The sequence below is a fragment of the Allorhodopirellula solitaria genome (genome assembly GCF_007859855.1).
GTDB classification, from domain to species: Bacteria; Planctomycetota; Planctomycetia; order Pirellulales; family Pirellulaceae; genus Rhodopirellula; species Rhodopirellula solitaria.
Genome location: NZ_SJPK01000007.1, coordinates 1 through 25,000 on the forward strand (window position 1 = coordinate 1; position 25,000 = coordinate 25,000).

Here is a 25,000-nt window from a genome sequence, read left to right on the forward strand (position 1 = left end):
CTGGCGACCGAGATATCCCTTGCCAAGCCAGCACCGCTGCAGAGCTCGGCTCGAATGGCGTGGACTTAAGCGATTGCCGCCTGTGAGACATCCTTCCGTCGAGCTTGTCTCGGCGGAGGAATCAACTGGCAGCTACCGAAAAAATGCGAAGTAGAAACGGTGCTCCGTTTCGGGCTTGTCCCGGCGGTCACACGACTTGCTTCGCTGATTCCGCCGGGACAAGTCCGGAGCGGAGATCGATCTGGCGAGGGCGTTTTGCAGGTAGCTTGCAGTTGCCGCTCCGCCCGGACAAGCCGGACGGAAGCGAAAACAGATGCCCGTGAAACTCGAGTCAACCTGCTTAAGTCCACGCCATTTGACTCAGGCAATGCGGGGACGCGGGCCTGGGAAGGGATAATCCGGCTCGAAAGCGCGCCAGTGGTGCGGTCAACACTCGGTGGTTTTATGCTTGCCGGGGGTTCCTTTTTGGCTCACTGGACGCAGGAGCCCATGCCTCAAAAAATCCCGCATCCTGAATGATTGCCACTAAATTCCGAGAAGAACCCGAGGATAAGAAACTTCTGAACTGCACGATCTCCTCGGTCTGGGGGAGGTGTGGAATAGGAGGCGTGAACGCCTCGTGCGAAGCGCACATCGGCTGGGACTCCCGACGGACAGAGCCGTCGGTCGACAATGGGGCGACCGGTGACGCGGCTGTAGCGATTTCGGGTATTCTAGGGAGCATGCCTGATGCCTCCGATTTGACCACCGACCCCTCGCCCGTGCCGATTGCGGAGGCTGCTAGCGGTCAGGCTGATGCCCTGCTTTCGCCCGCCCTGCTGCACCGTCTCGAGCGACTCGAGCTGGTCTCACGAAAGATCTTTCGAGGCCGGATGAAGGGTGAGCGAATCAGCCGGCGGAAAGGACAGAGTGTCGAGTTTGCGGATTTCCGCAATTACGTTCCCGGCGACGACTTGCGGCTGATCGATTGGAATCTCTACGCGCGTCTGGATCAACTCTTCCTCAAACTCTTTCAAGAGGAGGAGGATCTGCACTTCTACGCGCTCATCGACACCAGTGCATCGATGAATTTCGGCACCCCCAACAAGCTGCATGTCGCCAAACAGCTCGCTGCGTCACTCGGCTACATCGGTCTATGCCGCGGCGACCGCGTCTGTGTGCAGGAGCTGGGTCCGGGCGGTAAGTCGGCGCCGGTCGTCCGGTCGCGAGCTGGCCTGTGGAAAATGCTGCAGTATCTCAGTACCTTGGAACCCGCCCCGAGTCAGAATCCAGCAGCCAACACGTCCCTGCACGATGGGGTCAAGGAGTTCGTCCTGCGGGGCGTCTCCAGGGGTGTCGTCGTGCTGATTACCGACCTGATGGACAAGGCTGGGTACGAGTCGGCGCTGCGAATGCTGATCGGCCGCCAAATGGATGTGTTCGTCTTGCAGGTGCTCTCCCAAGAGGAAATGGATCCACCACTGCGAGGGGATCGCCGGCTGATTGATGTCGAGGACGGCGACGCCGCAGAGATCACTGTCAATCAATACGTCATCGATCGATATCATGAGACGCTGCAAAGTTTCCTACACGATGCTCGCCAGTACTGTGCGAAACGATCGATCATGCACGTTTTAGTACCCAGCGATACGCCTGTTGAAACCGTCATGACGAAGTATCTCCGCTCTCGTGGAGTCGTCCGGTGACAACAATTCCGTCTCACCTTGCCGCACTGAGCTGGATCCCTGCCTTGACCGGTGTGTGGCCGTGGGTGGTACTCGCGGCGGTGCCCGTCGGCATTATCCTGATGTACTTTTTGAAACTTCGGCGGGAAAGCGTTGAGGTACCGAGCACTTATCTGTGGTCGCGCACGATCGAAGACCTGCACGTCAACAGCCTGCTGCAGCGGCTCCGCAATAGCATCCTGTTGCTGCTGCAACTGCTGGCCGTCCTGCTCGCTGCGGTGGCATTGTTTCGCCCGGGCATTCGCGGTGAAACCAGTTCGCTCGGCCGGATCGTATTTCTGCTCGATACCTCCGCGAGCATGCAGGCACCGGCAGTGGAAACCCCTGAGGGCCCCTCGCAGTCTCGGTTCGAACAGGCACGCGATCGGATCGGCGAGCGAATCGAGGCGATGCAAGACCACGAATCGGCCATGCTGATCACGTTCAGCGATCGGGCCGAAGTCATGCAGGCCTTCACCTCCGATCGCGCCCGACTTCGCGATGCTTTGTCCCGGTGCACCGTAACCAATCGTCCCACCGATATCTTGGCCGCCCTGCGAGCGGCAGACGGTTTGGCCAATCCACGGCGGGTATCCGCCACCGATGACGATGACGAGTCCGCTGCCGAGGCCATGCCCGCTGAACTGCAAATTTATAGCGACGGTCATTTCCCCAACGCAGCCGACTTTCCACTCGGCAACCTCAAACCGGTCTACCATGCGGTCGGATCGCCTCAAACACAAAATCTCGCCATCACGTCATTTTCAGCGACGCGAGGTTTGCAAGATGCCACGGACGTCGAGGTGTTCGCAACGGTCGTCAACACAGGAGATCAGCCACTCGATACCGACGCATCCCTGCTCCTAGAAGGGCGACTCGTCGATGCGACAGAAATATCACTGGCGCCGGGCGAACAAACCGGCCTGTCGTTCACCGTCGAGGCACCCGAGGCAGTGCGGCTTCGATTCACTCTCGATATCCAGGACGATTTGACGCTCGACAATACGGCCTACGCTGCCTTGACTCCGTCGGGACTCGTTTCAGTGCTCGTCGTCACCACAGGCAACCGCCCGCTCGAACTTGCATTGACGACTGAAAAGGCGAAACGAATCGCGTCCTGTGAATTCGTCAGCCCCGATTATCTGACGACCGAGACGTTCCGAAAGCGGGCTGCCACCGGCAACGACGACCTGATGATCTTCGATCGATGTCAGCCACCCAATTTACCGGCGACCAACACATTCACCATCGGCGACTTGCCGAGCGACGATTGGCAGTGGACGACCCCAGCGAGCAGTTTGACGCTGATCGACATCGACCGCTCCCATCCGCTCCTGCGGTACCTGGAGATGTACTCTCTCCTGGTCTTTTCGGGGCGCGGCATCGAGGGCCCCGAAGGAACCACCACGCTCGTCGAATCGGACCTGGGCACCGTGATGGCGATGGCGCCGCGGGGTGGTTACCGAGACCTCGTGTTGGGGTTTGCTCTGGTTACCGAAGACTCCAGTGGTACCACGCAGGCCAATACCAACTGGTACGCCGAACGCTCCTGGCCGGTGTTCTTGCTCAACGTGCTACGTAATCTCGCAGGTGCGGCAGCATCCTCCGCCGCCCCGTCTTATCGCCCCGGTGAAACGGTGCCGGTACGGATCGAGAGTGTGATCCGCGAAGTCGCTTTAATACGTTCCGGTGCCGAGGATCAAGACACTCCATTGGAGGAGTTTTCAGTCGGCGAAGGGGGTAATTTGGAAGTCGTCCAGACGAGCTTGCCAGGTAATTACCAACTCGTCGGCGCAGACGGGAGTCGGACCGGCGGTCAAGAACATGTCGTTGATCGGTTTGCGATCAACCTATTCGATAGCCAAGAAAGCCATCTATCGACCAAGTCAGACGTGGAGCTTGGTTTCGCCAACGTGTCCGCCACCAGCGCGGGTATCGAATCTCGCCACGAGTACTGGCGATTGCTGCTGATGCTGGCGCTCGCCGTACTGTTGGGCGAGTGGTGGCTATACAGTCGCCGCGTGAACTGAGGGGCTGAAGCCACACGTCCGGCGAAGTCTAATCGGAGCGGGGAGCCGGTTCACTCCGGCAAGGTGGCTAAGCGCCACACAGAACAACTCATCTCGCCAGAGTAGCTCCCCCGGATCGGACAGAGCTCTAAACGCGCCGCGCGACGAAAAGAATTAAAAGAATCAACAAGATTGTGCCGAGGATTCCACCACCGATATACATCACTTACTCTCCACTGAGGTATTTTTCTCTCCGCATCCAACATGAATGCGGGTATAACGGCAACAGTGGAGCAAAGCCTGTGCCAACCGGCTCACGCGAGTGCCGAACGCAGCTCTTGGTGGGCCTTGGGGATGTTTTCGTACGGGGCGGCGTCCTCGTATTCGAGGTTGACGAAGCCTTGGTAGCCCGAGTCCTTCAAGATCTTGCCGATTCGCGTGAAGTCCGCGGGATAGGTTTTTCCTGCCGGCGTTTTCATACTGACCTTGGCCTGTACATTGACCGCGTAGGGGGCGCAGGCGGTGAGATCTGCATAGGGGTCGTCGCTATGGAAGTTACCGGTATCGAGATTGATGCCGATCCACGGGCTATCGACCCGTCGCATGATCTCGAGCATGTTGGCGGCGGTGAGATTGCCATGGTTTTCGACGCCAAGGAACACGCCCTTGGTCGCTGCGTGTGCGGCGCACTCGCTGAGCGCCGCAATCGCTTCATCGAGCCGGGACGTTCCCTGATTGAGATCCCGGGCCGTGCCGGCAAAGAAACGCACGTGGGGCGCACCGAGGACGGCAGCCCGATCGATCCACTGTTTCGCTTGAGCGATCTCGTCGTCAAGTCGCGGGCCTTTCCCGACAGTAAAGTTATTCCCGATTGCCGTTCCCGAAATCGCTAACCCCTTCGTAAACGCGGCATGCCGCAGCGATAGCAAATACGCGTCGTCGCATTGCGGTGGAAAGAAGTAACTCGTCAGTTCCGCACCATCAAACCCCTCAGCAACGCAGTAGTCGAGAAAATCGAACATGTCGATTTCAGTCCCGCCTTCGACCACGCGCTGCGGCTTCCCTCGGGAATACCCAAAGTAGCTTCGCAGCGAATAGGCGGCCAATGCGATACTCAGTCGCGGCGGGCCACTACGTTGGATCGGCCCGCGTGCGAGTACCGTAGGCGTAGCGATGGAAGCGGCGACGAGTCCGGTGAGAAAATCACGACGTTGCATAGGAAGGCCTGAGCGCGAATGGGCGGTGGGTTCGAAACGAGATCACTCTGCAGAAGATAGTCGAGGCGAACACGGTTGTCACGTTTTCGCCTATTCAGTCGTCTGCCTTGCTGCCGTCCTTGATCACGAACCGAGCCTTCAAGCGGGCCACTTCGCTGGCCAGTTCCGCCTTCTTGACCGATCGCAAGACCTCTTCAAAATCCTTGTACGCAGCGGGAGCCTCGTCCATCGGGTACTGCCGGCAGTTACTCAGGATATCGTGCTGGTCGAGTTCGCTGTCGATCGTCGATTGATCGAGCGTCCGCTTGGCTTGTCGCCGACCGAGCACACGCCCCGCACCGTGATTGACGCTATAGCGAGACTTCGCTGCGCCCGCATCTGCCACCATCACGGCCGATCCATCGCGAGGGTTGCCGGGCAAGAGGATCGGATGGCCGGTATCGGCAAACGGCGTCTCTCGCAGCGCATGATGGCCAGCGGGATAGGCCCGCGTGGCGCCCTTGCGATGCACCCACGCAGGCGCATTGTCGACAATCTCTTTCTTGGCAATGTTATGGCTGATGAAATAAACGAGCCGCCCCGTGGTCCCCGGGATCACTTCCTGGAACGCTTCGAGCACGAGCGCATTGATCATCAGATGATTGACGGTCGCGAAATTGGCTCCCAAGGCCATATCGTCGAGGTAATCGTTTGCTTCTTCGGTCCCCAGTGGCGCATACACCAACTCGCGGTCGCCTCCGGGCAGCGGGATCCCCCAACGCTTGAACTTGGCCTGCAAAGACTTGAATTGGCCGGAGGCAAGATTGTGACCGAAACCACGCGACCCGCAGTGCGATAGGAACGCGACGTTGTTGTCGCGCAGCCCAAACACGTCGGCTACCTCGCGGGCCCGATCGCTATCGTCGACCGAAACAACCTCGCATTCACCAAAATGGTTGCCACCGCCATAGGAACCGAGCTGGGACATCTTGTCAGAAAAATTGCTCATATGACGCTGCTCGAGCAGATCGCTCAGCCGTGTTTCCAGAGCGGCTTGGGTCTCATCATGGCCGACGTGAAAGGCGTCTTCACAGTACTCGGCCCACTGCGGTGGGATCCCCAACTGCTCACAAACGCTCTCGCTCGCTCCCTCGACAACCAATTGTTTCCCCAACGTGCGGTTGACCGGTCGAGCCTTGCTAACGTTGCGTTGGCCTTTCCCCGCGCCGGTAGGGGTGCGTTGACAGATGGCCGAAATCAAGGCGCGACGTGTCTTGCGATCGTCGATCGCCTCGGCGGGCAAATCCAATTGCAACAGACTCATCGAACACTTGATGTCGACGCCGACCGGCCCCGGATAAACATGGGTCGGCGAGACCATCACACAGCCCACGGGGGCGCCGTATCCCAGGTGCGCATCCGGGTTCAAAATCACATCCGTCACACCGGGCGCCTGCATCGAATTGATCGCCTGTTGCAAACAGACGTCATCGAAAGTCTCCCGGATCGCTTCGGTCGCGATCACCGTGATCGGTTTAGTCGTTGGCGTCGGCAACATGGCTGTCGCGTCGCCGGTCGGAATCATACGGACAGGAGCAGGTTGAGACATGACAGAGCCAAGGGCAAACGGAATCGGCAAACGGCTAGAAGCTAACCAACTGAGGTCACGGGGAACGAGAAGGTTCAGGGATGAGCGGGCAGTTCGAGACAGATCACGGTTTGATCGCCGCGGACGAGAAAGCAATCGCCCGCAATGATGGGGGCGGCCCAGCACGGGAACCTGATGGCGGGTCGATCTGATCCAGCGGTATCGAGTGGCCAGTTGGCAAACTCATCGAACCCGTCCGGTGTGCAGCGAACCAGGTGCAGCTCCCCACGCTCCTCCAATACCAAGAGCAGATCTCCGATCCGCGACGCGGTGCTGCGACGGCGTGAGAGAGCAGTCCACTGTACCTCTCCCGTTGCGAACTCGACGCAACGGAAATCGCTGTCGGGCGAGTTCCGGCCGCTGCATCCGTACACGAACCCATCGAGCAAAACCGGCGTTGATAAGTGTGAGCGCATGCTGTGCGCGCGGCGATTGCGAGATTCATCCCGCCACACGACCTTCAGATCGGCAACTCCCGATTCCAACGTGATCTCCAATAGCGCCGCCCCAAGCTGGTAGCACTCACTGATCAAAACCCGATTGCCGTCGACGATCGGAACCATCGCGTTGACACTTTCGACGAGATCGGACCGGAACGGGAATCTGCCAATGCTCTCGCCCTGTCGCGGGTCGACCACATGCAAAAACTCCCGTGCGAAGATCAGAACGTAGTCGCGACCGTCTAAGACGATTGTTCGCGGGTTGCTATAGCTCGCTAAGTCATCGCCGCATCTCCACAGCTCCTCGCCGGTATGACGATGGAATGCCACCAAGAGCGAGCCACTGGGTGAGACGCGGTCGAGTCGCCCGGGAGCGATCTGTTGATCCGCCTCGGGGCTGCCGCCGACCATCACGATCACGGCATCGCCGAGCACGAGCGGCGCCGATCCAGCACCGAAGAAATTCTGCACGACGTGATATCGTTCGTTGGTTTCAACGCGCCACTGAATCTCCCCATCCTCGACACGTCGAGCGGTCAGGCCGCCCGCGACGCCGACCGTAAAGATCTGTTCGCCGTCGATCGTGGGGCTGCACCTCGGCCCGGTCTCGTAACCATACAGATCGCGGTAGGAGAGAGTGTTGGTCGATGACCAGAGCAGTTCGCCGGATCGCAGATCGATTTTCCTTAATCGCTCGCGGCCGCCGGCGGCATCGAAATGAAAGTAGGCCCCGTGATCGATCACACCGAGACCATAGCCATCGCCCACTGGGAGGCTCCAGCGACATGCCGTGGGCGCTCGCCAATCCAAGTCCGCGACACTGCCGAGATCGCCCGTCAGTTCAGCGGCGCCGCTGAAATCGCGATTCAGAAATCGCGGCCACGCCCCCGCCGCGGGCTCGGAGGGTTGCTCTGCAGAACCGACACCCGAGAGGCCAACCCAGCCGAAAAGCAACAAGGTGAAGAACAGCAAAACGGATACGGGAGGGCGTCGCTGCATAGTGAAGATGCCGTCGATCGTGCGGATGGAGTCAAAGAGCAACCATAAAAAAAGGACTCACGGTGATTTACCGTAAGTCCTCTCAATGTAGTCCAATAGGGCTGACAGGAATCGAACCTGCACTCCAGTAAAGGAACTGGATCCTAAATCCAGCGCGTCTGCCAGTTCCGCCACAGCCCCGGGGGACGCTGGTAGCTTGTCGCTACCAGCGAGCTAAATTACTCGAGCCCAGGTTCACTGGTCTCAGCAGCGACAGTTGGCACGACCCAAACCTTGAGGCTGGCTTGCACTTCGCTGTGCAGGTGTACCTTGACGGTGTAGAGGCCGAGTTCTTTGAGGGGACCTTCGAGTCGGATTTGGTCTTGAGCCAAATGGATGTCCGCTGCTTTGAGCGAATCGACGATTTCGTGGGGCCCCACGCTGCCGTAGAGGTGGCCTTCGTCGTTGGCATTGGCTTCGATCGTGATCGACTGCTTGGCCAACTCGTCGGCTTGATCTTGGTAGCTCTTGAGTTTTTGGATTTCGATTTCGCGAAGTTTCTCGCGGTGCTTCTCAACCATCCGTTTGTGGTGGTCGGTCGCGATCGTGGCGAGGCCTTGCGGCAACAGGTAGTTCATCGCGAAGCCGGGTTTGACTTCGACCAAATCGCCCTGTTTGCCGAGGTGCTCGACGTTATGGATCAACAGCAGTTGAATTCCGCCGTTTTCTCCCTTAGGCAAACGTTTGAAGTGGCTGTTGGACCGGCGAGTAGCAGCTTTGGACATGGCGAATGGGCTAAAAAACGGGGTAACTGCGAATGGATGGGGGTAATGGTAATTGGTGTTTGTCGGCAGAGGGGCAATCGCCCCTGCTGGGCGGACGCTGTGAACGAGCGATGTTAAAACGGAATCTCGGGTTCGTCGTAACCGGGACCGTTACCGGTCGGCTGAGCGTCTCGCGATGGTTGGGAAGCTTGGGAGGGTGCCTGCGATGGAGGTGGGGAACCGGAATCGGTATTCGAGTTGACATAGCGTTGGGGTGACGACGACGGTTCACGGACCGAGCCACCCTGTCCGCCACCGCTATCACTGCGTCCACCAATCATCTGCATTCGCTCCCCGATCACTTTGACCTTGGAACGCTTTTGCCCGTCCTTCTCCCACGTGTCATGCTTGAGTCGACCCTCGATGAAGATCGGACTGCCTTTGGACAAGTACTCGCTGGCGACTTCTGCCGTCCGTCCGTACAGGGTGATGTCAAAGAAATTGACATCTTCGACCCACTGTCCGTCACTGTTCTTACGCTTGTCGTTGACAGCCAAGCCAAATTCCGAGACCGCCATGCCGCTGGGTAAATAGCGCAGCTCGATGTCGCGGGTCAAATTGCCCATCAACATTACACGGTTAAAACTTGCCATGGCTGTGGTCTCCTCGGTTTATCTCACATCGAAAACTGGATTGGCTCCCTGTTAACCGAGAGCGTCCAGTCGCGAGTCAGGTTCAGGCATCCGCAACGGCGGGTTCGTCGGAGCTCTCGCCGACATTCTCGCCGTCGCTATCGCCTTCCTGCTCTGCAGCTTCTTCACCGTGAGGCCCAGCAAAATGCTCGCCACGTGCATTGGCGAGGATCGGCTCGACCAAACGTGGGTCCAGACGGATGGTCAGTTCGCGGATCACGGTATCATTGAGCGTGAGCGAACGGGCCAGCGTCGGCAGATTCGGGCCTTCCATGCTGAAGTAGATCAGGTAGTAGGTACCTTTTTGGTGCTTGTCGATCGGATAGGCGAGCTTTTGCTCCATCCACATCCGGCTGACGAGCACTTCACCACCGGCTGCGGCGACGAGTTCCTCTAACTGCTTGCTCACTCCACCCGGGTCACGGGCGTAGTGATTGCTGTCGAGGATGAACAATGTTTCGTAGGTTTTGACGTTAGCCACGGGTCAGATCGCGGGGAAATCGGAAAGTGGGTGAAATGAAACAACGGAAATGGAAGAAGGAAAGCATCATGCTGCGTTGGAATTGAACCGGCTCATCGCCTCGCCAATTCCCTCGGTGATCCAACACGAAATCGCGTCACAAGATCGCATGACAGCGAGATCGATCTCAGGTCGTTCCTCTTCGCTAAAGTTACCAAGAACATAATCAGTGACTTGCCACTTGGCAGGCGGGCGGTCGATTCCAATTCGCAGCCTGGGAAACTTCTCAGTCCCCAGATGGGCGATCGTATCGGCCAAGCCTTTCTGGCCGCCAGCTGAACCGCCGCGTCGGACGCGTAAACGGCCGCTGGGCAAATTCAAATCGTCACAAATTAAGATCAAGTCCTCGGGATTGAGTTTATAAAAATCAAATGCTTTGCGAACGCTCTGGCCGCTGGCATTCATGTAAGTATGCGGAAACAACACCAACGTCTTCTCGGAGCCGATGCGGATTTCACAGGTTTCACCATCGAACTTCTTGCTGGGCGATGCCCCTCCATGCTCGCGGCACAGTTGGGCGGCGACCATGAATCCGATGTTGTGACGCGTCTGTTCGTACTTGCGGCCGGGATTTCCCAGCCCCACGACTAACTTCACGCCTCTTCGTCTTCTTCGCCTTCGCCACCACCCTTACTGATGACTTCAGGCTCGGCACCGTCGGCGACTCCCTCTTCTTCAGCGGCGACTTCCGCCCGCGGAGCTTCAATGTGAGCGATCACGGACTCAGGGTCGGTGATTAACTCCACCCCTTCGGGCAATTGCAAGTCGGCAGCGGTGGCATGCTCGTCGAGGTGCAGTTCGTTGATATCGAGAACCAAGCTGTCAGGGATCGCCCCAGCGGAGCAACGCACGTCGACTTCGCGGATATTTTCCAGGAAGATGCCGCCTTCCCGTGTACCGGGAGCCTCACCATGAGTCTCGATCGTCACGGTCACTTCGACCTTCTCTTTCAAATTCACGCGGATCAGGTCCAAGTGCAGCACTTCGATGCCCAAGGCATCCCACTGCATGTCGCTAACCAGGGCGGTCTCGTTGACATCGCCAGTCAGCTTGATGGTCTTGGAGTGATGCCGAAGCAATCCTCTGATTTGGTCAGCCGAAATGGAAAGATGTTCGTTGGCTTCCCCGTGACCATAGAGGACGGCGGGCACGTTTCCTGCACGACGCAATCGGATGGTCGCTGCGGTACCGGTAGAGTCTCGTTTGGTGGCTTGAATGACGTCCGTCATGGCGGGAACCGGTCTGACAAAAATGGTAGGTGGGTTGTGGATTTTTAGAAGCACGGCAGTATGGCGATTTTGTGCGCAGCCGCAAGCCCAAAGTCGGCCGCCAGCCGGGTAAGCTGCTCAGAAGTCCGTCAGGGCACCCTCACAGGCGGCTCGAGCGATCGTTATGGGCTCGCCCGAGAGCGCCCTGCCAAGCTCGTTGAAACGCTTCCCAAAAGGGTTCTGCCCCTCCCCGGCGAGGCCGCTGGCAAACCTTTCCAGAGGATTCGCCTCCCTCGGGCCGGGCTGCTGTCTGATTGGCTCGTTAGTATCGCGGGACCGCCGAGTCCACTTGGATCGACCACTGATCGATCCCACCGGCGAGGTTCTGCACCCGCGAAAACCCGGCTTGCCGTAGCGCCTGGACGACCTGCATGCTGCGGCCACCGTGATGACACTGCACGACGAGATGGTCGTCACGGTGGGGAAGCAACTCCTCGATCCGGGCCTGCAGTTCGCTCATCGGCAGCAATCGCGAGCCCTCGATCTTTGCCGTCTCGTATTCATGAGGTTCACGGACGTCGAGCAAGATGAACGCGTCATCGGTCTGCCGCATCTCGTCGAGCTGCGCCACAGAAATTTCGATAGGGAATTCGTCGGAATCGTTCATTCTTCGCTTTCAGAAAGATGGTCGGTGATCTTATCGTAGAACTCGGGGCGGCGATCAGCAAACCGGTCGATGACATGTTTGCCAGGGGTCCGCTCGATTCGTTTGTTCCGAGCGGCCTGCAATTCGACTTCCGCCATCAACACGGCGGGCTCATCATCGGCCACCCGGGCGAGCTCGACGCCATCGGGACCACAGATCGAACTGAGACCGCAGAAGTCGAATCCGCGTTCGCTGCCGACGCGGTTGGCGGCAACGAAAAACAGGTGGTTTTCCATGCTCCGCGCTGGCGGCACGAGCTCAGCGGTGCGTGAGGCGGCGACCGGCCAATTCGTTCCCAAGGCAATGATATCGGCGCGGTCGAGACCGAGCACTCGCATCGGTTCCGGGAACGAACTGTCGTAGCAGATTCCCATCCCGACGCGTGCTCCGCTGCGGCGCAGGGTCCAGGCCTGGTAGGGGATCTCGCCGCGGTCGACATAGCGGTCGACACCGAGATGGGGCAGATGAATTTTGTGATACCGCCCGACAATCCCGCTGTCATCGATCAACAGAGCTGCGTTGAACAAGCGATCCTCGACCTGCAAAACCGTCCCCAGAGTCAGGGCCACACCGGTCCGCGCGGAGGCAGCGATTATTTCTGCGAGCTCGGGGCCGTCCTCACGGACCGCAACCGCGGCGGCTTCGGCGCGGCTCTCGAAGGCGTATCCGGTTAGCATGCACTCGGGAAAAACAGCCAAGTCAACTTTTTGGCGCCCGAGTTGCTCGAGCGTATTGACTACGGTTTGCACGTTCGGCGCAACGGTAGCAAATTGAACATCGGTCTGGACGCAGGCCAGCAACATCGTAAAACCTGGGGGGTTGGCGGAATTCAAAAGTCTACCTCACTCGCTAGATTCAACCAGAATCCTGCCGGGCCGGACATGTCCCGTATTTCACTATTTCATCGTTTCAATAAACCGAAAGTTCGAAATTGAGCTCGTCCAACAAACCGCACGACGCCACTGAGGCCGAAACCGAGACCGAAAACTCTCAGTCACCAGCAAACTCGCATCCCGCACCGCTGCCGATGCCGAAGGCCCAACGCGACCAGTACGACTACGATCTCTTTGTGATCGGCACGGGACCGGGCGGCGAGGGAGCAGCGATGCAAGTGGCCAAGCGGGGATGGCGTGTGGGGGTCGCTGAACGATACCGTCTGATCGGCGGCGGATGCACCCACTGGGGCACAATTCCCAGCAAAGCGTTCCGCTACGCGATCACCAGCACCATGCGGGCGCTCTCCAATCCGGTGATGCGAGAACTCGGGGTAACCATCTCGCCGACGATGGAGCAGCTTCGCCGCGGCACTCAAGCGATCGTCGGACGCCAGGTCTCGATGCGTCGCTCATTCTATGACCGCAACGACGTGCCGATTCATCGCGGTCAAGCTCGTTTTCTCGACGAGCACACGGTTTCGATCGACAATGACAAACCGGTCACGGCGGCCCACTTCGTAATCGCCACGGGCTCGCGACCCTACCGCCCCGCTAACGTCGATTTCACGCACCCCCGAATCTACGACAGCGACACGATTCTCGACATGGCGGAGAAACCGAGCTCGATCACGGTGTACGGTGCGGGCGTGATCGGCACGGAGTACGCCTCGATGTTCCGCAACCTCGGCATCAAGATCAACTTGGTCAACACCCGATCGAAATTACTGGAGTTTCTCGACGATGAAATTACCGACGCGCTGTCCTACCACCTCCGCGACCAAGGCGTGATCATTCGGCACAATGAAGCGATGGACCGGATCGAGGGCTGCGATGATGGCGTGGTGCTGCATCTTAAGAGCGGCAAGGTATTGAAGTCCGATGTGTTCCTCTGGGCCAACGGGCGGCAGGGAAACACGGACGACTTCGGGCTGGAGCATCTTCCCTTCGAAGCCAACCGCCGGGGCCAAATCGATGTCAACGAACAGTTTCAAACCAGCCTGCCGCATATCTATGCCGTCGGTGACGTGATCGGGATCCCGTCCCTGGCGAGCGCCGCCTACACACAGGGACGCGCAGCCGGCATGCACATGCTCGGGCACACCAGCGGCAACCTGAGACTCAATGACATTCCAGCTGGGATCTACACCAGCCCTGAAATCAGCACCGTCGGCAGCACCGAAAGGGAGCTAACCGAACAGTGCGTGCCCTACGAAGTCGGACAATCCCAATTCCGCTCCCTCGCCCGGGCTCAGATCACGGGCGACACCGTCGGCATGCTCAAAATTCTGTTCCACCGCGAGACCAAACGCGTCCTCGGGGTACACTGTTTCGGTGCCAATGCCTCGGAGATCATTCACATTGGCCAAGCCATCATGAATCAACCCGACCAACACAATACAGTCGATTACTTCATCGAAACGACGTTCAACTATCCCACCATGGCCGAAGCCTACCGTGTGGCAGCGCTCAATGGCATCAATCGCTTATTCTGATCTTCTGGCATGCCAACATCAACCGAGCCCGCGCCCGCGGCCCCCGATCGCCGCAACGAACTGGCGCTGATTCGCACCCATCTCGCCAACGAACGCACGCTGCTGGCGTACGCAAGAACGTCGCTGATGATCGCCGGGACGGGCGCGACGGTGATCAAGTTTTTCGGTGACACGCGAGGCAGGCTCGCTTTGGGCGTCGGACTATTGGTCATCGGCGCGATCCTGTTCATCGTCGGTGTCGTACTCTTTTTCAAGCAACGGGCTCGGATACACGGTGACAAGCTGAATCGATGACCGCTCGTGATTTTTCGTAGCCCTCCCTGGCAACCTGCTCCGCGGGTCGTTTCCAGTACCGCGGGTTGAACAGTTCCAGCGAGAAGGTGCCCGTGAACCCGTTTTGCAGCAGCATGGCGATCGTGTCCACGAGCGGGCACACCCCGTCGCCGGGAAAGACGCGAGCATTGTCGGCGATCGTCTCGCGCGGCGGATCGTGGGGGTAATCATTGATGTGAAAGAGCGGCATTCGGGAGGCTTCGATCATCCCCAGCGAGGCCATGTCGTTGCCGCCTTTATAGATGTGATAGAAATCCGGCAGCAGCGCGGCGCGATCATGCGCCGTCGCCGTGGCGACGTAGGCGAGTTCCTCCAAACGGCTGAGCGTGGGCGAGAAACCCCATAGCTCCAACATCGGGGTGACACCCATCTCCTCACCGACCTCGAGCAAGGCACGGTACCGCTCGGCGACGACCTGCAGCTCAATCGGTCCCGAATCGGCAAGCGTGGCGGCCGTGTGAGCACCGACCGGCGGCGCCGCCATGCGGACGCCACCGAGACTGCGGATCATCTCCATGTCACGGCGGGCCTCGTTCAGCCCCGCAGCACGCTCGGCGTCATCACTGACAATCCACTTGGCAAACCCAATCGCCCCGGAAATACCGATACCAGCTCCATCGAGTTGGCGGCGGAGATCAGCGAGCTTTCCACCGCCATCAACATACCCTCGCAGATCGCCGATCCAGGGCTCGATCGCATCGTAACCAGCGTCGGCCGTGACGCGGATCTGCTCCGGCACCGAGAGTTTCTGTCCTCGAATCGTACTGGTGTTAAGCGATAGCTTGAGCGAGACCGGCTCAGCCTTCGCAGGCACATCGGCTCGTTCGTCGGCGACCAACCGAGGTGCGGCTGCGCCGAGCAAGCCGGTTCCAGCGGCGGCGGCAAGGAAATCGCGGCGGGGATGGGTAGGCGACATGGCGGGTCCAAAATCAAGGAGTGTCTCGAAGGAATCGACGTATTCTACTCCATCATTGCCTCCAGGGCTGGGCTTCCCCGGCATGGGTTTTCGTCCCTCGCGAGACCGTTGTCGGTGAGTGAGCCCCCGCTGGGACGATAGACGACTTTGCAGCGTGAAGCCGCACTGGCATTGTATTGTTGGTAAACTCACCAACTCGAGGAGCGTCCTGCGCGAGCGTCAAGTTGGGCGGCATCCTTGCCCGCAACTGCCAACACCGGAGCATTGAGCACCGTGGATACACATTCCTATCGATACCGAATCGACAGCAGCCTGCGGTCGCGTCTCGGCGGAGGTCAAAGGCCTCTCCACGTTCGGTCGGCGCACCTGGCCGTTTTCGTTGTCCTGGTCGGGCTCTTCATCGGGGGAAGAATCGTGCCGTGCCAAGCGGAACCGCCTGCGATTGACGCGGAATCCTCCGCGGAATGGACCGCTGCGATTGAGAGTGTCGAGCGGATTGTTGCCCATCGCGGTTCACGTCTCGATCGCCCCGAAAATACGATGGCGGCCATTGAACGAGCGATCGAGACAGGAGCGCACGCTGTCGAAATCGATGTTCGCACGTCGCGTGATGGCAAGCTAGTGATCATTCACGACGCCAAGGTTGACCGCACGACCAATGGCACCGGGCGTATCAACGATCTCACCTGGGCCGAACTGTCTGCGCTCGACGCGGGGAGCTGGTTTGGTGCCGATTATGCTTCCGAGCGGATCCCATCGCTCGATCAGGTATTGGAGGCCTGCAAGGGACGCGTCCAGGTCCAATTGGACCTGAAAGAAGAAGGAGAGGTCTATGCCGATCGCATCCAGACATCCGTTTCTACCTTCGGCGAGCCCGCACGCACGGTCGCAGCGGTACAAAGCGTGGAGCAATTACAACAATTGAAAGAGCGGATGCCTGCCCTGAAGACACTCATCTTCCTCCGCAAAAGAAAGCTCCTCGATTCGTTCCTGGAGGCAAAAGTGGATTTCCTGCGACCTCAGGTGAAATGGATCGCCGCAAACCCTGCGCTGCTGACCAAAATTCGCGCCCGCGGAGCGAAAATCCATCTCGACGCAACCTCCGGAACACCCGAGAAAGTCCGTCCATTGCTGCATTATCGCCCGGAGTCCATTCTATGCGATGCCCCCGCAAAGCTCATTCAGACGCTCGACCAACTTCACGTAGATGAGTGAACACGTTTCCGATTGCCTCCGGGGATTGGCATCCTCGGCATGGGTCTATCGTCCCTACCGGAACTTCAGAGCATTCTTTGTCCCGGCAATTGGCTCGCAAAATCAGGGAAGGTGAGCTTAGCCAATTTTGATCCGATAGGACCACTCGACCGTTCGCACGTCATCCATCGATGTCGGCTGCAGGCTCAGCTTCCCTCGGCTGTCATCCGAATCCTGCTCCATCGAGGTCGATGCGATCGTTTCGATGTTCCAGTGCGCGGGGGTGCCGGTGGGTGAATGGTAGGTGCTGCCAAGCCACGCGAGCGATTGTTTTTCCGAAGAGGCGGCTGTGTTGGCGATATCGGCTGCGCTGAGCGGTCTGGCAAGGCGAGCGGCCCAGTCGAATCGGAGGGCGGGTCCGGCATTGCCGGTCAGCTCCATCTGGACACTGACGCTGAAGTGAGTCGTGCCACTGCTGCCGACGCCCAACACGGTCGGCCGACCATCGATGACTTCGGTCGATAGCTGCGAGATGGTCGCCGAGGACGGCCAGTCGTCTGCGGGGGTGCCCTCGACGCTGAGGAGGCGCGATCCGTCGGTCGACTCAATCACGTGCGCATAGCGATCGGCACACCATGAGAACACGACGCTGCACTTGCCGTCATCGGTGCGGAGGCGGTGGTCGGCGGGCGTCGATGGGCGGGCCTGGGCCGCAGGATCGATATCGGGTTCGGTCTTGGCATTCATGAGCAGTTCGCGGTGGAGTTGGAAATCAGGGTGCCGTGAGCAAAACGTTCGATCAGCTGCAATCCTGCCTGCTGGCTCTTCTCGGGGTGGAACTGGGTCGCCAACAGATTGCCGCGGCGAATCGCGGCGCAGAATGGACCGCCATAGTCACACGTCAGCGCCACGACGCTGGGGTCGGTCGGCCGCACAAAGTACGAGTGCACAAAGTAAAAGTGAGTTTGCGCGGCGATACCGAGGTCGGCTCCGGCGGGACCGATGCCGACAGTGTTCCAACCCATGTGCGGCACTTTGTAGGTCGGCGGCAAGGAAAATTTGACGACGTCACCGGGGATCACGCCGAGGCCCTCGTGAGTGCCGTGCTCGAATCCCTGCTCAAAGAGCATCTGCAGTCCTAAGCAGATACCGAGGAACGGTTTATCAGCCGCCAGAAAATCTTTGATCGGCGATTCCAGATCGCGGTTGCGGATCTCGGCGATGGCGTCACCGAAGGCGCCCACACCCGGCAAGATCAATCGCTCGGCCGCTGCGATTTCACTGGGGTCGCTGCTGATCGTCGCGGGCACGCCCGCTCGCTCGACCGCCTTTTGGACGCTGCGGAGATTCCCCATTTGATAGTCGACGATCGTGATCATGTGATTGATTGGCTTTGGAGTGGGAATGGTTTTGGAGGGTGGCATGCGGTGGACGAGTGGCCCGCCAGCCCACTGCCGGTGGAGTGGATTGACCACAGACCGAGCAATCGTCCGGTTCTCTGCTCTTTCGTCCCATGCGTCCTTGTTTCATGCCTCTCGCTGGCAGGCTGAGAGCACGCGTTGGAAGGGGACATCCACACAGACACCATAACCAGGATCTTGGGCTAACCGAAACCGGCGAAAAAAGGGAGTGCTCAATCCACATAGGAATTTGGCTTGATCGAGCGGATCTGAAAAGAGGTCAGGGTGCCGTTTGATCGCGTTTTCCATCGCCGCGATGGCCGAACGCCCAATCGAACCACCGCCCACCGCTGGCTCATCCCGGTCGGGCGAGGCCCCGGCCATGGCGGAGTCAGCTGTCGCCGCCGATCCGCTGGCGAAGCACGCACTGCAGCGACCACAGGGCCGGGTGCGGCGGTGTCCGAAATGCTTGGCCAGCCCGATTGCGAGACAGTCCGGCTGTTGCAAGAAGCAAGTCAAATCATCGACCCGTTCTCGGTTCTGCTCGAACTGCTCCATCGCGTGTCGACGCAGGGTCTCAATGAGGCTCTTGGGACGCTTGATCGGCTTGGCCCGTTCGTAGCCGTGCATCGAATCGGCTGCATCCACGGTCCACCACCCCGCGATTGCGGTCTGTTCGATCGCTGCGATCAGATGCTCGCGGTCGATTCGGTATTGCTCGGCGGTGACCACCAAATTGACGCGGAAGCCTCGGCGCCCCTTGGCGAGCGACGCCAAAACCGCGGCCACGGCATCGGCATGTTCGGGGCGGCAGCGGTCGGTGATCACGTCGTTGGTGAAGCGGGGTGTGATCCGGTAGGTGTCGTAGCGCATCGGCAGGCACCGCAGGTACCCGAGCCCTTGCAGCCGGATCATGAGAGTGGCCAAGGCAGGAGTGGAAAGATTGATTTCCCAGCCGAGTTTTCCCAACGAGAGGTAGAAACGATCGGGTTGGCCCTGCAATCTTTCCACCAAGCTTCGCAGCGACGTGACACTGGGGAGATCCCCCGCCGCGAGATTCGCCAGCGCCACTTCATCGCCACGGACATACAGCGTTTCGCACTGACACGGTTTCCCGTCCCGTCCCCCACGTCCAATCTCTTGGCTGTAAGCCTCAATTGACTGGGACGGGTTGTAGTGAATCACGCGCCGAATGTCTGGTTTATCGACGCCCATTCCAAATGCGATGGTGCCGATCAGAATCGTGTTGGGCGATTGCAGAAATTCACGCTGGACGTCGTCGCGCTGCGCCGGCGACAGCCCCGCGTGATAGACCAAGGGCTCGAACCCTTCGCCGCAGAGGGATTCGGCGAGCTGGTCGGCGGTGCTGCGGCGGGTAACGTAGATCAGCGTAGCGCCACGGCGTTTGCGTCCCGCCGGTAACTGTTCCAACAGCATCCGGTCCCGCTGATCACTCTCGACGACACGACACTGCAAACGCAGATTGCTCCGGTGGGGCGACAATCGAACGGTGTGCTGGGTATTGATCGAGAAGGCTTTGCGGATGTCTCGCACCACGATCGGCGTAGCGGTCGCTGTCAGGGCAAGCGTTTGTCCGATCTGGTAACGGTCGACCAGTTCGGGGATGCGGAGGTAGTCGGGGCGAAAATGATGCCCCCACTGGCTCATGCAATGGGCTTCATCGATGGCGAGCAGCGAGATTGGCAGCCCGCCGAGCTGGGCCGGAAAACGCTCGTTGAAGAACCGTTCGGGTGCGAGATAGAGCAGTTTCGCCCGCCCAGAGTGCAATTTTTTCCATGTTTGCTGGAACTCGGTGGCCGAAATCGTCTGATCGATTCGCAACGCCTCGATGCCCTTGCGAGCCAGCGACTCGCACTGGTCCTTCATCAGCGAAACGAGGGGCGAGATGACCAGCGTGAGCCCCGGCAAGATCTGGCTGGGGAGCTGGTAACAGAGGCTTTTGCCGTGTCCGGTCGGCAGCACGGCGAGCGTATTCTGGCCGCGTAGGACCGCGTCGACCACTTTCCGCTGGGCCGGCAGCCAGCGGGGGTGACCAAACCGTTCGGCGAGCAATTCATCGGCGGTTTGCCATCGCGACCGGGTCTCCTCCTGGTCAGGGTACGCGTTCTGATGCTCAGCGGTGTTCACGCTCACTATGATAGCCGCCCAGCCGACGGGCACACACCGCCCCTCGTCATGGACACCGCCCCTCGTCATAGACACTCTGGGGCGTCATGATAGGCGGCCTAGAGGAGAGCCACTGCGAATGGATTCCGCGCATTCTCCCCCGCACTCGTTCACCCCGACTCCCCTTTCTCCCCCTCTGCCTCTTCCCATGGCTGCGACCTACAAAGACGCTGGCGTCGACCTCGACGTTTACGCGGAATCGATGAGCCGATTGCCGCGATTGATGCACCGCACGTTCAGCCCACGCGTGATGCCGAGCGACGGCGGCTTTGCGGGACTCTTTCGGCTCGATTTCGACGGCAAGCTATTCGCACGCAATTACGAGGAACCCGTCCTCGTCAGCGGGACCGACGGCGTGGGCACAAAACTCGTCATCGCCCAAACCCTCGATCGGCACGACACCGTGGGGATCGATTTGGTCGCGATGTGCGTCAACGATTTGATCTGTACCGGAGCCGAGCCACTATTCTTTTTGGACTACGTCGCGATGGGACGCGATGACCCCGCTCGGTTGGAGCGGATTGTTTCTGGAATCAGTGATGGCTGCGTTGCCGGTGACCTGTCCTTGCTCGGCGGCGAGACGGCCATCATGCCCGATGTCTACGGCACCGACGATTATGATCTGGCGGGGTTTGCCGTCGGCGTGGTCGAACGCAAGCGGTTGATCGACGGGCATTTAATCGCACCGGGCGACGTGGTGCTGGGCTTGGCCGGGGCAGGGCTGCACAGCAACGGATTTTCGCTGGTTCGCAAAGTCATCGCCGACAGCGGTGCGAGCTGGGACGACTGCCCGGAAGCATTCAGTGGCGATTCGCTCGGCGAGGTCTGCTTGAAACCGACACGCATTTACACCTCCGCGATTCGAGCCATTCAGTCGCATTACCGCGTCAAGCAGGTCCTGCATGGGATCGCGCATATCACCGGTGGTGGGATCGAGGAAAATCTCGATCGCATCTTGCCCACGGGCGTCGACGCGGTCATTGACCCCGCGTCTTGGACACCGCATCCCATCTTCACTTGGGTGCAAGAGCAGGGCTCGGTGGCGACGTCGGAGATGCGGCGTGTGTTCAATATGGGAATCGGGATGGCGATCGTCGTCAACGACTTTTATGCTGGCAGTATCACAACCAAGATGAAATCACTCGGTATCGATTGCCATCGCATCGGCGAGATCACCCCGGGCACCGGCCGTGTTCACTATACTGACCAATGACGAGGTTGCCGCTCATCGCTTTATCAGTCTGGTTCTAAACCGTTCTTCCCCCCTTCCTATTTGAGAGAGAGCACACCGTGGCCCGCATTCTATCTGCCACCCTGTTGAGTATTGCTTCGGCCACCCTAGTGATGGCGCACGAAGGACATGGTCACTCCGCGGCCGGTCAAGGCAATTCGCTCTGGCACTATGTCACCGAACCGCAACACGCGTGGGCCTACGTTGCTGTGATCGTGGTCGCCACTGCCGCGATGCTGTTCCGCTGGTCGCAGCGAAACGCAAACTCCCCTGCCGACGACTTGTCCTGAGCCGTCGCGATGCCTGCTGAGCAAGAACCGATTAAACGGGTGACGACGCGTTCGCTGCAGTCCATGCGTGACCGCGACGAAGCGATCACGATGTTGACCGCTTACGATTTCCCTACCGCGAGAATCCTCGACGAAGCGGGAATCGACGTACTGTTGGTCGGCGATTCACTCGCCATGGTCGTGCAGGGTCACGACACGACGCTGCCGGTAACGATGGATCAAATGATCTATCACGCCGAGATGGTCGGCCGGGCTGCCTCACGAGCTTTGGTGGTCGTCGACCTGCCGTTCCCGGAGGGCCAGATTGAGATCACGCGCAGCATCGAAGCGAGCGCCCGAGTGGTCAAGGAAACCGGCTGCCATGCGGTCAAGCTCGAAGGTGGCGCGGAACAGGCCGATCGCATCGAAGCCATCGTTACCGCGGGTGTACCGGTCATGGCCCACGTGGGCCTGCGTCCGCAAAACATTCATGTCGACGGTGGCTACCGGTTGCAACGCGATACCGAGAAATTGGTCGCCGATGCCCAGGCCGCCCAAGCCGCAGGCGCGTTCGCTGTCCTGATCGAGTGCGTGCCCGCTGCTGTCGCGGCCGCGATCACTGAGGCGGTGACCGTTCCCACGATCGGAATCGGCGCCGGACGCAGCGTTTCAGGTCAAGTCCTCGTGACCCACGACATCGTCGGATTGACGTCGGGTTATACCCCCAAATTCACCCGCCAATTCGCTGACCTCGGCAGCGCCCTCGGCGCGGCAGCCACCGGCTACCGGGACGAGGTCCGTGGTGGGGGATTCCCAAGCGACGCGGAAAGTTTTTAGGCTTCTCGCTCGTCCACCCACCGTCGTGACTTACCCTCGCTCCGCGGCAAGCTGCCCGGTGCCACCATGGTCACTGGAATGCGGAGTGCCAAGCGGTCGCGGAGCAGATCCGCTAACGGCGTTTCTGTCGCCACCGATTCAGCGTCTTCAACCTCGATCCGCAGTTGGTCCATCTCGTCACAGCGGGTGGCGATCATGCGAAACTCGGCGGTGGGAGTGACCTCTCGCACGATCGCTTCGATGCTGCTCGGGAATACGTTGACCCCCCGGATCACCATCATGTCATCAGCGCGACCGAGCACGCCGCCGGGGAGATGAACGAATCCGCAGGGATGATCGTGTTCCCACTGCGGGCGGACGATGTCACCCGTCCGGTAACGGATCGCCGGCCCACCATACCGTCCGAGGTTGGTCATGATGAGTTCACTCAGTTCACCGGGCTGCGCCGCCCGGGCTGCGCCACTCGCTGAGTCGAAGACGAGGAACTCAGCGATGAATTCCGATTCAATAATATGCAACCCGGAATCGTCCGCGCTGGCAAACCCCCACGCTCCCAGTTCGCTGGCGCCGGCATGATCGATCACCCGCGCCTGCCACTGGGACTCGATCGCCTGCCGCACTGCCGGCACGCTACCGCCGGGCTCGCCGGCAACGATGATTCGCGAAACCGGATTCTTCGCCAGCTCGATGGAATGTTCTGCAGCGACACTCGCCAGGTGTAGCGCGTAGGTTGGCGTGCAGCACAACACGGTACATCGCTGTTGCTCGATCAAGTTCAATCGTGCCTGGCTGGTTAGCCCGCCGCCCGGAACGACGAGCGTGCCACGGTGGACCAAGGCGTCATTGGCGGACCAAAAACCAATGAATGGACCGAACGAGAACGCCATCATCGCGATATCCTCGCTCGTCACTTCTGCCGCGTCGAGCACGTACTGCCAACACTCCAACCACCACGCCCAATCACCGGGCGTGTCGAGCACGGGCATCGGCCAACCTCGCGATCCCGAAGTTTGGTGATAACGCGTGTAATGCTGCTTCGGCAGCGAAAACAAGCGTCCGGGATCACCCGGAGTGACCGCCAAGAGATCGGACTTGCCCATCAACGGGAGGCGATTCAGCTCGTCGAGTCCGCGAAGCGGGAGCGGGCAATCGGTTATCGCGGACGCATACAGCGGATGCTCACGCGATGAGGTCAACAGTCCATTGAGCTTGCTGAGCTGCAGTCGGGTCAGCTCGTCGCGAGGGAGATCGCGGCATTCGGGGCGGGTCAGGTTGGGCATCGGGTAGGATTTCAAAGCGGTCGGCATCCAACGCCGGTCGCCTGTGGCGAGGGATGCGGAATAGATGCAATCGGCTCGCAAACCACCGATGGGCTGCCGTGACGGATTGCTCGATCAATCGAGGTGTCATCATAGCGGCGATCAAGCACCCGTACCGCACCGCTGCTTCGGCAAAGTCGATTTTTCCCGGCTGCACCAGACGACTTTCGGCCCATCCCAATCCCAGGCTGAGCAATCCCGCCGCAGCGACTGCCACGCTGCACCGCACCCATCCTGACGAGCCGCCATCGAAACGCAAGCCGATCACGAGGGTGGGCACCACCGCACCAATGACCAGCATCCCGAGCCAAAAACTTGGCCCGTGTTGAATCAGAGGCGTCCACAACACGGCTGCGGCGAAAATCGCAATCACGGTCGTCATCATCATCAGGTCCGCAATCATGAACTGACACATTTGCCGCGTGAAACGCACGTTCCGCTCACGAAATTGAACCAATACCTGGGTCAAACAAACCAGAGCCGCGAGCACCCAGGCGTGAGCCAGCGTGGAATCTCGCGTCCAGACACTCCCCGAGAAATATCCGTTAGCCGCCATCGATCGCGTCTCGGTGACACCGTGGATCACCCCGAGACCGATGTACCCAGCGACGATAACGAACACAGTCCAAAGAAGTTGGGAAATGCGATCGGGTTTCGTCAGTGTCCACACCAAAATGAGCCCATAGAGAAACATCCGACCACAACTGGGTCCGGTGAGCTGCGCGGAGACGAGACACTCCAGATCAATCGGTAGCTGGGGCATCTCAGAGTCCGTTGCGAGTGAAGTTGTCTACTGGCCAGATTGGGCGCGATGAGGAAATACGTTACCGTTGAGTGCAGCGGCATTGTTTATTCTGATTCCACAGCCCTTTCACCAGCACCCACGAATTCCCTGCTTCGAGACGAGTCTGAACATGGACGGGACGACTGAACCGATTATCGCAATTATCGGGCACCCCATCGCGGGCAACCCGACGCAATTCGCCTTGGAATCCGGGCTGGAGTCCGCCGAAATCGATTGT

General features: G+C 59.6%; 25 protein-coding genes and 1 tRNA gene (1 of these 26 cut by a window edge). 9 read left to right on the plus strand and 17 right to left on the minus strand.

Translation table 11 applies throughout. From position 1 onward, the window contains the following. The first annotated feature begins 722 nt into the window (after nt 1-722). A complete protein-coding gene (locus CA85_RS14385; protein ID WP_146392209.1) occupies nt 723-1,685 on the plus strand; it encodes a DUF58 domain-containing protein in 963 nt (320 codons plus the stop codon). After that, the gene (locus tag CA85_RS14390) at nt 1,682-3,733 is read left to right on the plus strand and encodes a vWA domain-containing protein (RefSeq protein WP_246112808.1); all 2,052 of its coding nucleotides are present in this window, start codon (nt 1,682-1,684) and stop codon (nt 3,731-3,733) included. Before CA85_RS14385 ends, CA85_RS14390 begins: the two co-directional genes overlap by 4 nt. Nucleotides 3,734-4,026: 293 nt before the next feature. Here the strand turns inward: CA85_RS14390 and CA85_RS14395 are convergent, their stop codons facing one another. From CA85_RS14395 to CA85_RS14445, 11 genes are all read right to left on the minus strand, one after another. Beyond that, nucleotides 4,027-4,929, minus strand: coding sequence for a sugar phosphate isomerase/epimerase family protein (locus CA85_RS14395; protein ID WP_146392042.1), 903 nt, complete (start codon nt 4,927-4,929; stop codon nt 4,027-4,029). Between the two features lie 94 nt (nt 4,930-5,023). Continuing rightward, a complete protein-coding gene (locus CA85_RS14400) occupies nt 5,024-6,517 on the minus strand; it encodes an RtcB family protein (protein WP_391564863.1) in 1,494 nt (497 codons plus the stop codon). A 74-nt stretch (nt 6,518-6,591) separates the two neighbouring features. Continuing rightward, entirely contained in the window at nt 6,592-7,995 is a 1,404-nt protein-coding gene (locus tag CA85_RS14405) for an outer membrane protein assembly factor BamB family protein (protein WP_146392043.1), read from the minus strand. 96 nt (nt 7,996-8,091) lie between these two features. Continuing rightward, nucleotides 8,092-8,175: transfer RNA gene (locus CA85_RS14410), tRNA-Leu, on the minus strand. A gap of 38 nt (nt 8,176-8,213) precedes the next feature. Then, nucleotides 8,214-8,759, minus strand: a complete 546-nt coding sequence (gene rplI, locus CA85_RS14415; protein ID WP_146392044.1) for a 50S ribosomal protein L9 — start codon at nt 8,757-8,759, stop codon at nt 8,214-8,216. Between the two features lie 113 nt (nt 8,760-8,872). Next, nucleotides 8,873-9,391, minus strand: coding sequence for a single-stranded DNA-binding protein (gene ssb, locus CA85_RS14420; protein WP_146392045.1), 519 nt, complete (start codon nt 9,389-9,391; stop codon nt 8,873-8,875). An 82-nt stretch (nt 9,392-9,473) separates the two neighbouring features. Then, nucleotides 9,474-9,911, minus strand: a complete 438-nt coding sequence (rpsF, locus tag CA85_RS14425; RefSeq protein ID WP_146392046.1) for a 30S ribosomal protein S6 — start codon at nt 9,909-9,911, stop codon at nt 9,474-9,476. Nucleotides 9,912-9,977: 66 nt separating this feature from the next. Continuing rightward, nucleotides 9,978-10,547 carry an aminoacyl-tRNA hydrolase gene (gene pth, locus CA85_RS14430; RefSeq protein ID WP_146392047.1) on the minus strand — a complete coding sequence of 190 codons (570 nt, stop codon included), beginning with the start codon at nt 10,545-10,547 and terminating at the stop codon, nt 9,978-9,980. Then, nucleotides 10,544-11,179: a 50S ribosomal protein L25 gene (locus CA85_RS14435; protein WP_146392048.1), complete on the minus strand. Its 636-nt coding sequence runs from the start codon at nt 11,177-11,179 to the stop codon at nt 10,544-10,546. The genes pth and CA85_RS14435 overlap by 4 nt, the downstream gene beginning before the upstream one ends. Nucleotides 11,180-11,480: 301 nt before the next feature. Next, nucleotides 11,481-11,825 carry a rhodanese-like domain-containing protein gene (locus tag CA85_RS14440; protein WP_146392049.1) on the minus strand — a complete coding sequence of 115 codons (345 nt, stop codon included), beginning with the start codon at nt 11,823-11,825 and terminating at the stop codon, nt 11,481-11,483. Continuing rightward, on the minus strand, nt 11,822-12,697 hold the full coding sequence (locus tag CA85_RS14445) for a carbon-nitrogen hydrolase family protein (protein WP_246112809.1): 876 nt from the start codon (nt 12,695-12,697) through the stop codon (nt 11,822-11,824). The genes CA85_RS14440 and CA85_RS14445 overlap by 4 nt, the downstream gene beginning before the upstream one ends. A 98-nt stretch (nt 12,698-12,795) precedes the next feature. Here CA85_RS14445 and sthA point away from each other — a divergent pair, with 98 nt between their 5' ends. Together sthA and CA85_RS14455 are read left to right on the plus strand one after the other, a co-directional pair. Then, nucleotides 12,796-14,292: a Si-specific NAD(P)(+) transhydrogenase gene (sthA, locus tag CA85_RS14450; RefSeq protein WP_246112810.1), complete on the plus strand. Its 1,497-nt coding sequence runs from the start codon at nt 12,796-12,798 to the stop codon at nt 14,290-14,292. 9 nt (nt 14,293-14,301) lie between these two features. After that, nucleotides 14,302-14,586 (plus strand): YidH family protein, encoded by a 285-nt coding sequence (locus CA85_RS14455; protein ID WP_146392051.1) that lies wholly within the window; start codon nt 14,302-14,304, stop codon nt 14,584-14,586. Here CA85_RS14455 and CA85_RS14460 read toward each other — a convergent pair. Continuing rightward, nucleotides 14,543-15,541, minus strand: coding sequence for a sugar phosphate isomerase/epimerase family protein (locus tag CA85_RS14460; RefSeq protein WP_146392052.1), 999 nt, complete (start codon nt 15,539-15,541; stop codon nt 14,543-14,545). The two genes, CA85_RS14455 and CA85_RS14460, sit on opposite strands and share 44 nt — an antisense overlap. A gap of 273 nt (nt 15,542-15,814) precedes the next feature. Between CA85_RS14460 and CA85_RS14465 the strand changes: the two genes are divergently transcribed. Then, nucleotides 15,815-16,756: a glycerophosphodiester phosphodiesterase gene (locus tag CA85_RS14465; RefSeq protein ID WP_146392053.1), complete on the plus strand. Its 942-nt coding sequence runs from the start codon at nt 15,815-15,817 to the stop codon at nt 16,754-16,756. A 117-nt stretch (nt 16,757-16,873) separates the two neighbouring features. Here CA85_RS14465 and CA85_RS14470 read toward each other — a convergent pair whose 3' ends face one another. The 3 genes from CA85_RS14470 to CA85_RS14480 form a co-directional block, all read right to left on the minus strand. Then, nucleotides 16,874-17,482, minus strand: a complete 609-nt coding sequence (locus CA85_RS14470; protein WP_146392054.1) for a hypothetical protein — start codon at nt 17,480-17,482, stop codon at nt 16,874-16,876. Next, nucleotides 17,479-18,114 carry an imidazole glycerol phosphate synthase subunit HisH gene (gene hisH / locus CA85_RS14475; RefSeq protein ID WP_146392055.1) on the minus strand — a complete coding sequence of 212 codons (636 nt, stop codon included), beginning with the start codon at nt 18,112-18,114 and terminating at the stop codon, nt 17,479-17,481. Before hisH ends, CA85_RS14470 begins: the two co-directional genes overlap by 4 nt. A 147-nt stretch (nt 18,115-18,261) precedes the next feature. Then, nucleotides 18,262-20,352 carry a RecQ family ATP-dependent DNA helicase gene (locus CA85_RS14480; protein ID WP_146392213.1) on the minus strand — a complete coding sequence of 697 codons (2,091 nt, stop codon included), beginning with the start codon at nt 20,350-20,352 and terminating at the stop codon, nt 18,262-18,264. Between the two features lie 118 nt (nt 20,353-20,470). Here CA85_RS14480 and purM point away from each other — a divergent pair, with 118 nt between their 5' ends. The 3 genes from purM (at nt 20,471) to panB (ending at nt 22,659) form a co-directional block, all read left to right on the plus strand. Beyond that, nucleotides 20,471-21,535, plus strand: a complete 1,065-nt coding sequence (purM, locus tag CA85_RS14485; protein ID WP_146392056.1) for a phosphoribosylformylglycinamidine cyclo-ligase — start codon at nt 20,471-20,473, stop codon at nt 21,533-21,535. 77 nt (nt 21,536-21,612) lie between these two features. Beyond that, the gene (locus CA85_RS14490; protein ID WP_146392057.1) at nt 21,613-21,843 is read left to right on the plus strand and encodes a hypothetical protein; all 231 of its coding nucleotides are present in this window, start codon (nt 21,613-21,615) and stop codon (nt 21,841-21,843) included. 9 nt (nt 21,844-21,852) lie between these two features. Further along, on the plus strand, nt 21,853-22,659 hold the full coding sequence (panB, locus tag CA85_RS14495; RefSeq protein ID WP_146392058.1) for a 3-methyl-2-oxobutanoate hydroxymethyltransferase: 807 nt from the start codon (nt 21,853-21,855) through the stop codon (nt 22,657-22,659). On the opposite strand, the gene CA85_RS14500 is transcribed toward panB, so the two are convergent. Continuing rightward, nucleotides 22,656-23,939, minus strand: coding sequence for an acyl-CoA synthetase family protein (locus CA85_RS14500; RefSeq protein WP_186774953.1), 1,284 nt, complete (start codon nt 23,937-23,939; stop codon nt 22,656-22,658). The two genes, panB and CA85_RS14500, sit on opposite strands and share 4 nt — an antisense overlap. After that, nucleotides 23,839-24,741 (minus strand): hypothetical protein, encoded by a 903-nt coding sequence (locus CA85_RS24965; protein ID WP_186774954.1) that lies wholly within the window; start codon nt 24,739-24,741, stop codon nt 23,839-23,841. Before CA85_RS24965 ends, CA85_RS14500 begins: the two co-directional genes overlap by 101 nt. Before the next feature lie 151 nt (nt 24,742-24,892). Here CA85_RS24965 and CA85_RS14505 point away from each other — a divergent pair, with 151 nt between their 5' ends. Continuing rightward, on the plus strand, nt 24,893-25,000 hold the 5' portion of the coding sequence (locus CA85_RS14505) for a shikimate dehydrogenase (RefSeq protein ID WP_146392060.1). 723 nt of this gene lie beyond the right edge of the window; the window shows 108 of its 831 coding nt (coding positions 1-108); it begins with the start codon at nt 24,893-24,895; its stop codon lies beyond the right edge, outside the window.

Excerpts from the sequence above, each read along its gene's own strand:
- CA85_RS14385 (WP_146392209.1), top strand. The coding sequence starts at position 723 with ATGCCTGATGCCTCCGATTTGACCACCGACCCCTCGCCCGTGCCGATT.
- CA85_RS14395 (WP_146392042.1), bottom strand. The coding sequence starts at position 4,929 with ATGCAACGTCGTGATTTTCTCACCGGACTCGTCGCCGCTTCCATCGCT.
- CA85_RS14400 (WP_391564863.1), bottom strand. The coding sequence starts at position 6,517 with ATGTCTCAACCTGCTCCTGTCCGTATGATTCCGACCGGCGACGCGACA.
- CA85_RS14405 (WP_146392043.1), bottom strand. The coding sequence starts at position 7,995 with ATGCAGCGACGCCCTCCCGTATCCGTTTTGCTGTTCTTCACCTTGTTG.
- rplI (WP_146392044.1), bottom strand. The coding sequence starts at position 8,759 with ATGTCCAAAGCTGCTACTCGCCGGTCCAACAGCCACTTCAAACGTTTG.
- ssb (WP_146392045.1), bottom strand. The coding sequence starts at position 9,391 with ATGGCAAGTTTTAACCGTGTAATGTTGATGGGCAATTTGACCCGCGAC.
- CA85_RS14435 (WP_146392048.1), bottom strand. The coding sequence starts at position 11,179 with ATGACGGACGTCATTCAAGCCACCAAACGAGACTCTACCGGTACCGCA.
- CA85_RS14440 (WP_146392049.1), bottom strand. The coding sequence starts at position 11,825 with ATGAACGATTCCGACGAATTCCCTATCGAAATTTCTGTGGCGCAGCTC.
- CA85_RS14455 (WP_146392051.1), top strand. The coding sequence starts at position 14,302 with ATGCCAACATCAACCGAGCCCGCGCCCGCGGCCCCCGATCGCCGCAAC.
- CA85_RS14460 (WP_146392052.1), bottom strand. The coding sequence starts at position 15,541 with ATGTCGCCTACCCATCCCCGCCGCGATTTCCTTGCCGCCGCCGCTGGA.
- CA85_RS14470 (WP_146392054.1), bottom strand. The coding sequence starts at position 17,482 with ATGAATGCCAAGACCGAACCCGATATCGATCCTGCGGCCCAGGCCCGC.
- hisH (WP_146392055.1), bottom strand. The coding sequence starts at position 18,114 with ATGATCACGATCGTCGACTATCAAATGGGGAATCTCCGCAGCGTCCAA.
- CA85_RS14480 (WP_146392213.1), bottom strand. The coding sequence starts at position 20,352 with ATGACGAGGGGCGGTGTCCATGACGAGGGGCGGTGTGTGCCCGTCGGC.
- purM (WP_146392056.1), top strand. The coding sequence starts at position 20,471 with ATGGCTGCGACCTACAAAGACGCTGGCGTCGACCTCGACGTTTACGCG.
- panB (WP_146392058.1), top strand. The coding sequence starts at position 21,853 with ATGCCTGCTGAGCAAGAACCGATTAAACGGGTGACGACGCGTTCGCTG.
- CA85_RS14500 (WP_186774953.1), bottom strand. The coding sequence starts at position 23,939 with ATGCCCAACCTGACCCGCCCCGAATGCCGCGATCTCCCTCGCGACGAG.
- CA85_RS24965 (WP_186774954.1), bottom strand. The coding sequence starts at position 24,741 with ATGCCCCAGCTACCGATTGATCTGGAGTGTCTCGTCTCCGCGCAGCTC.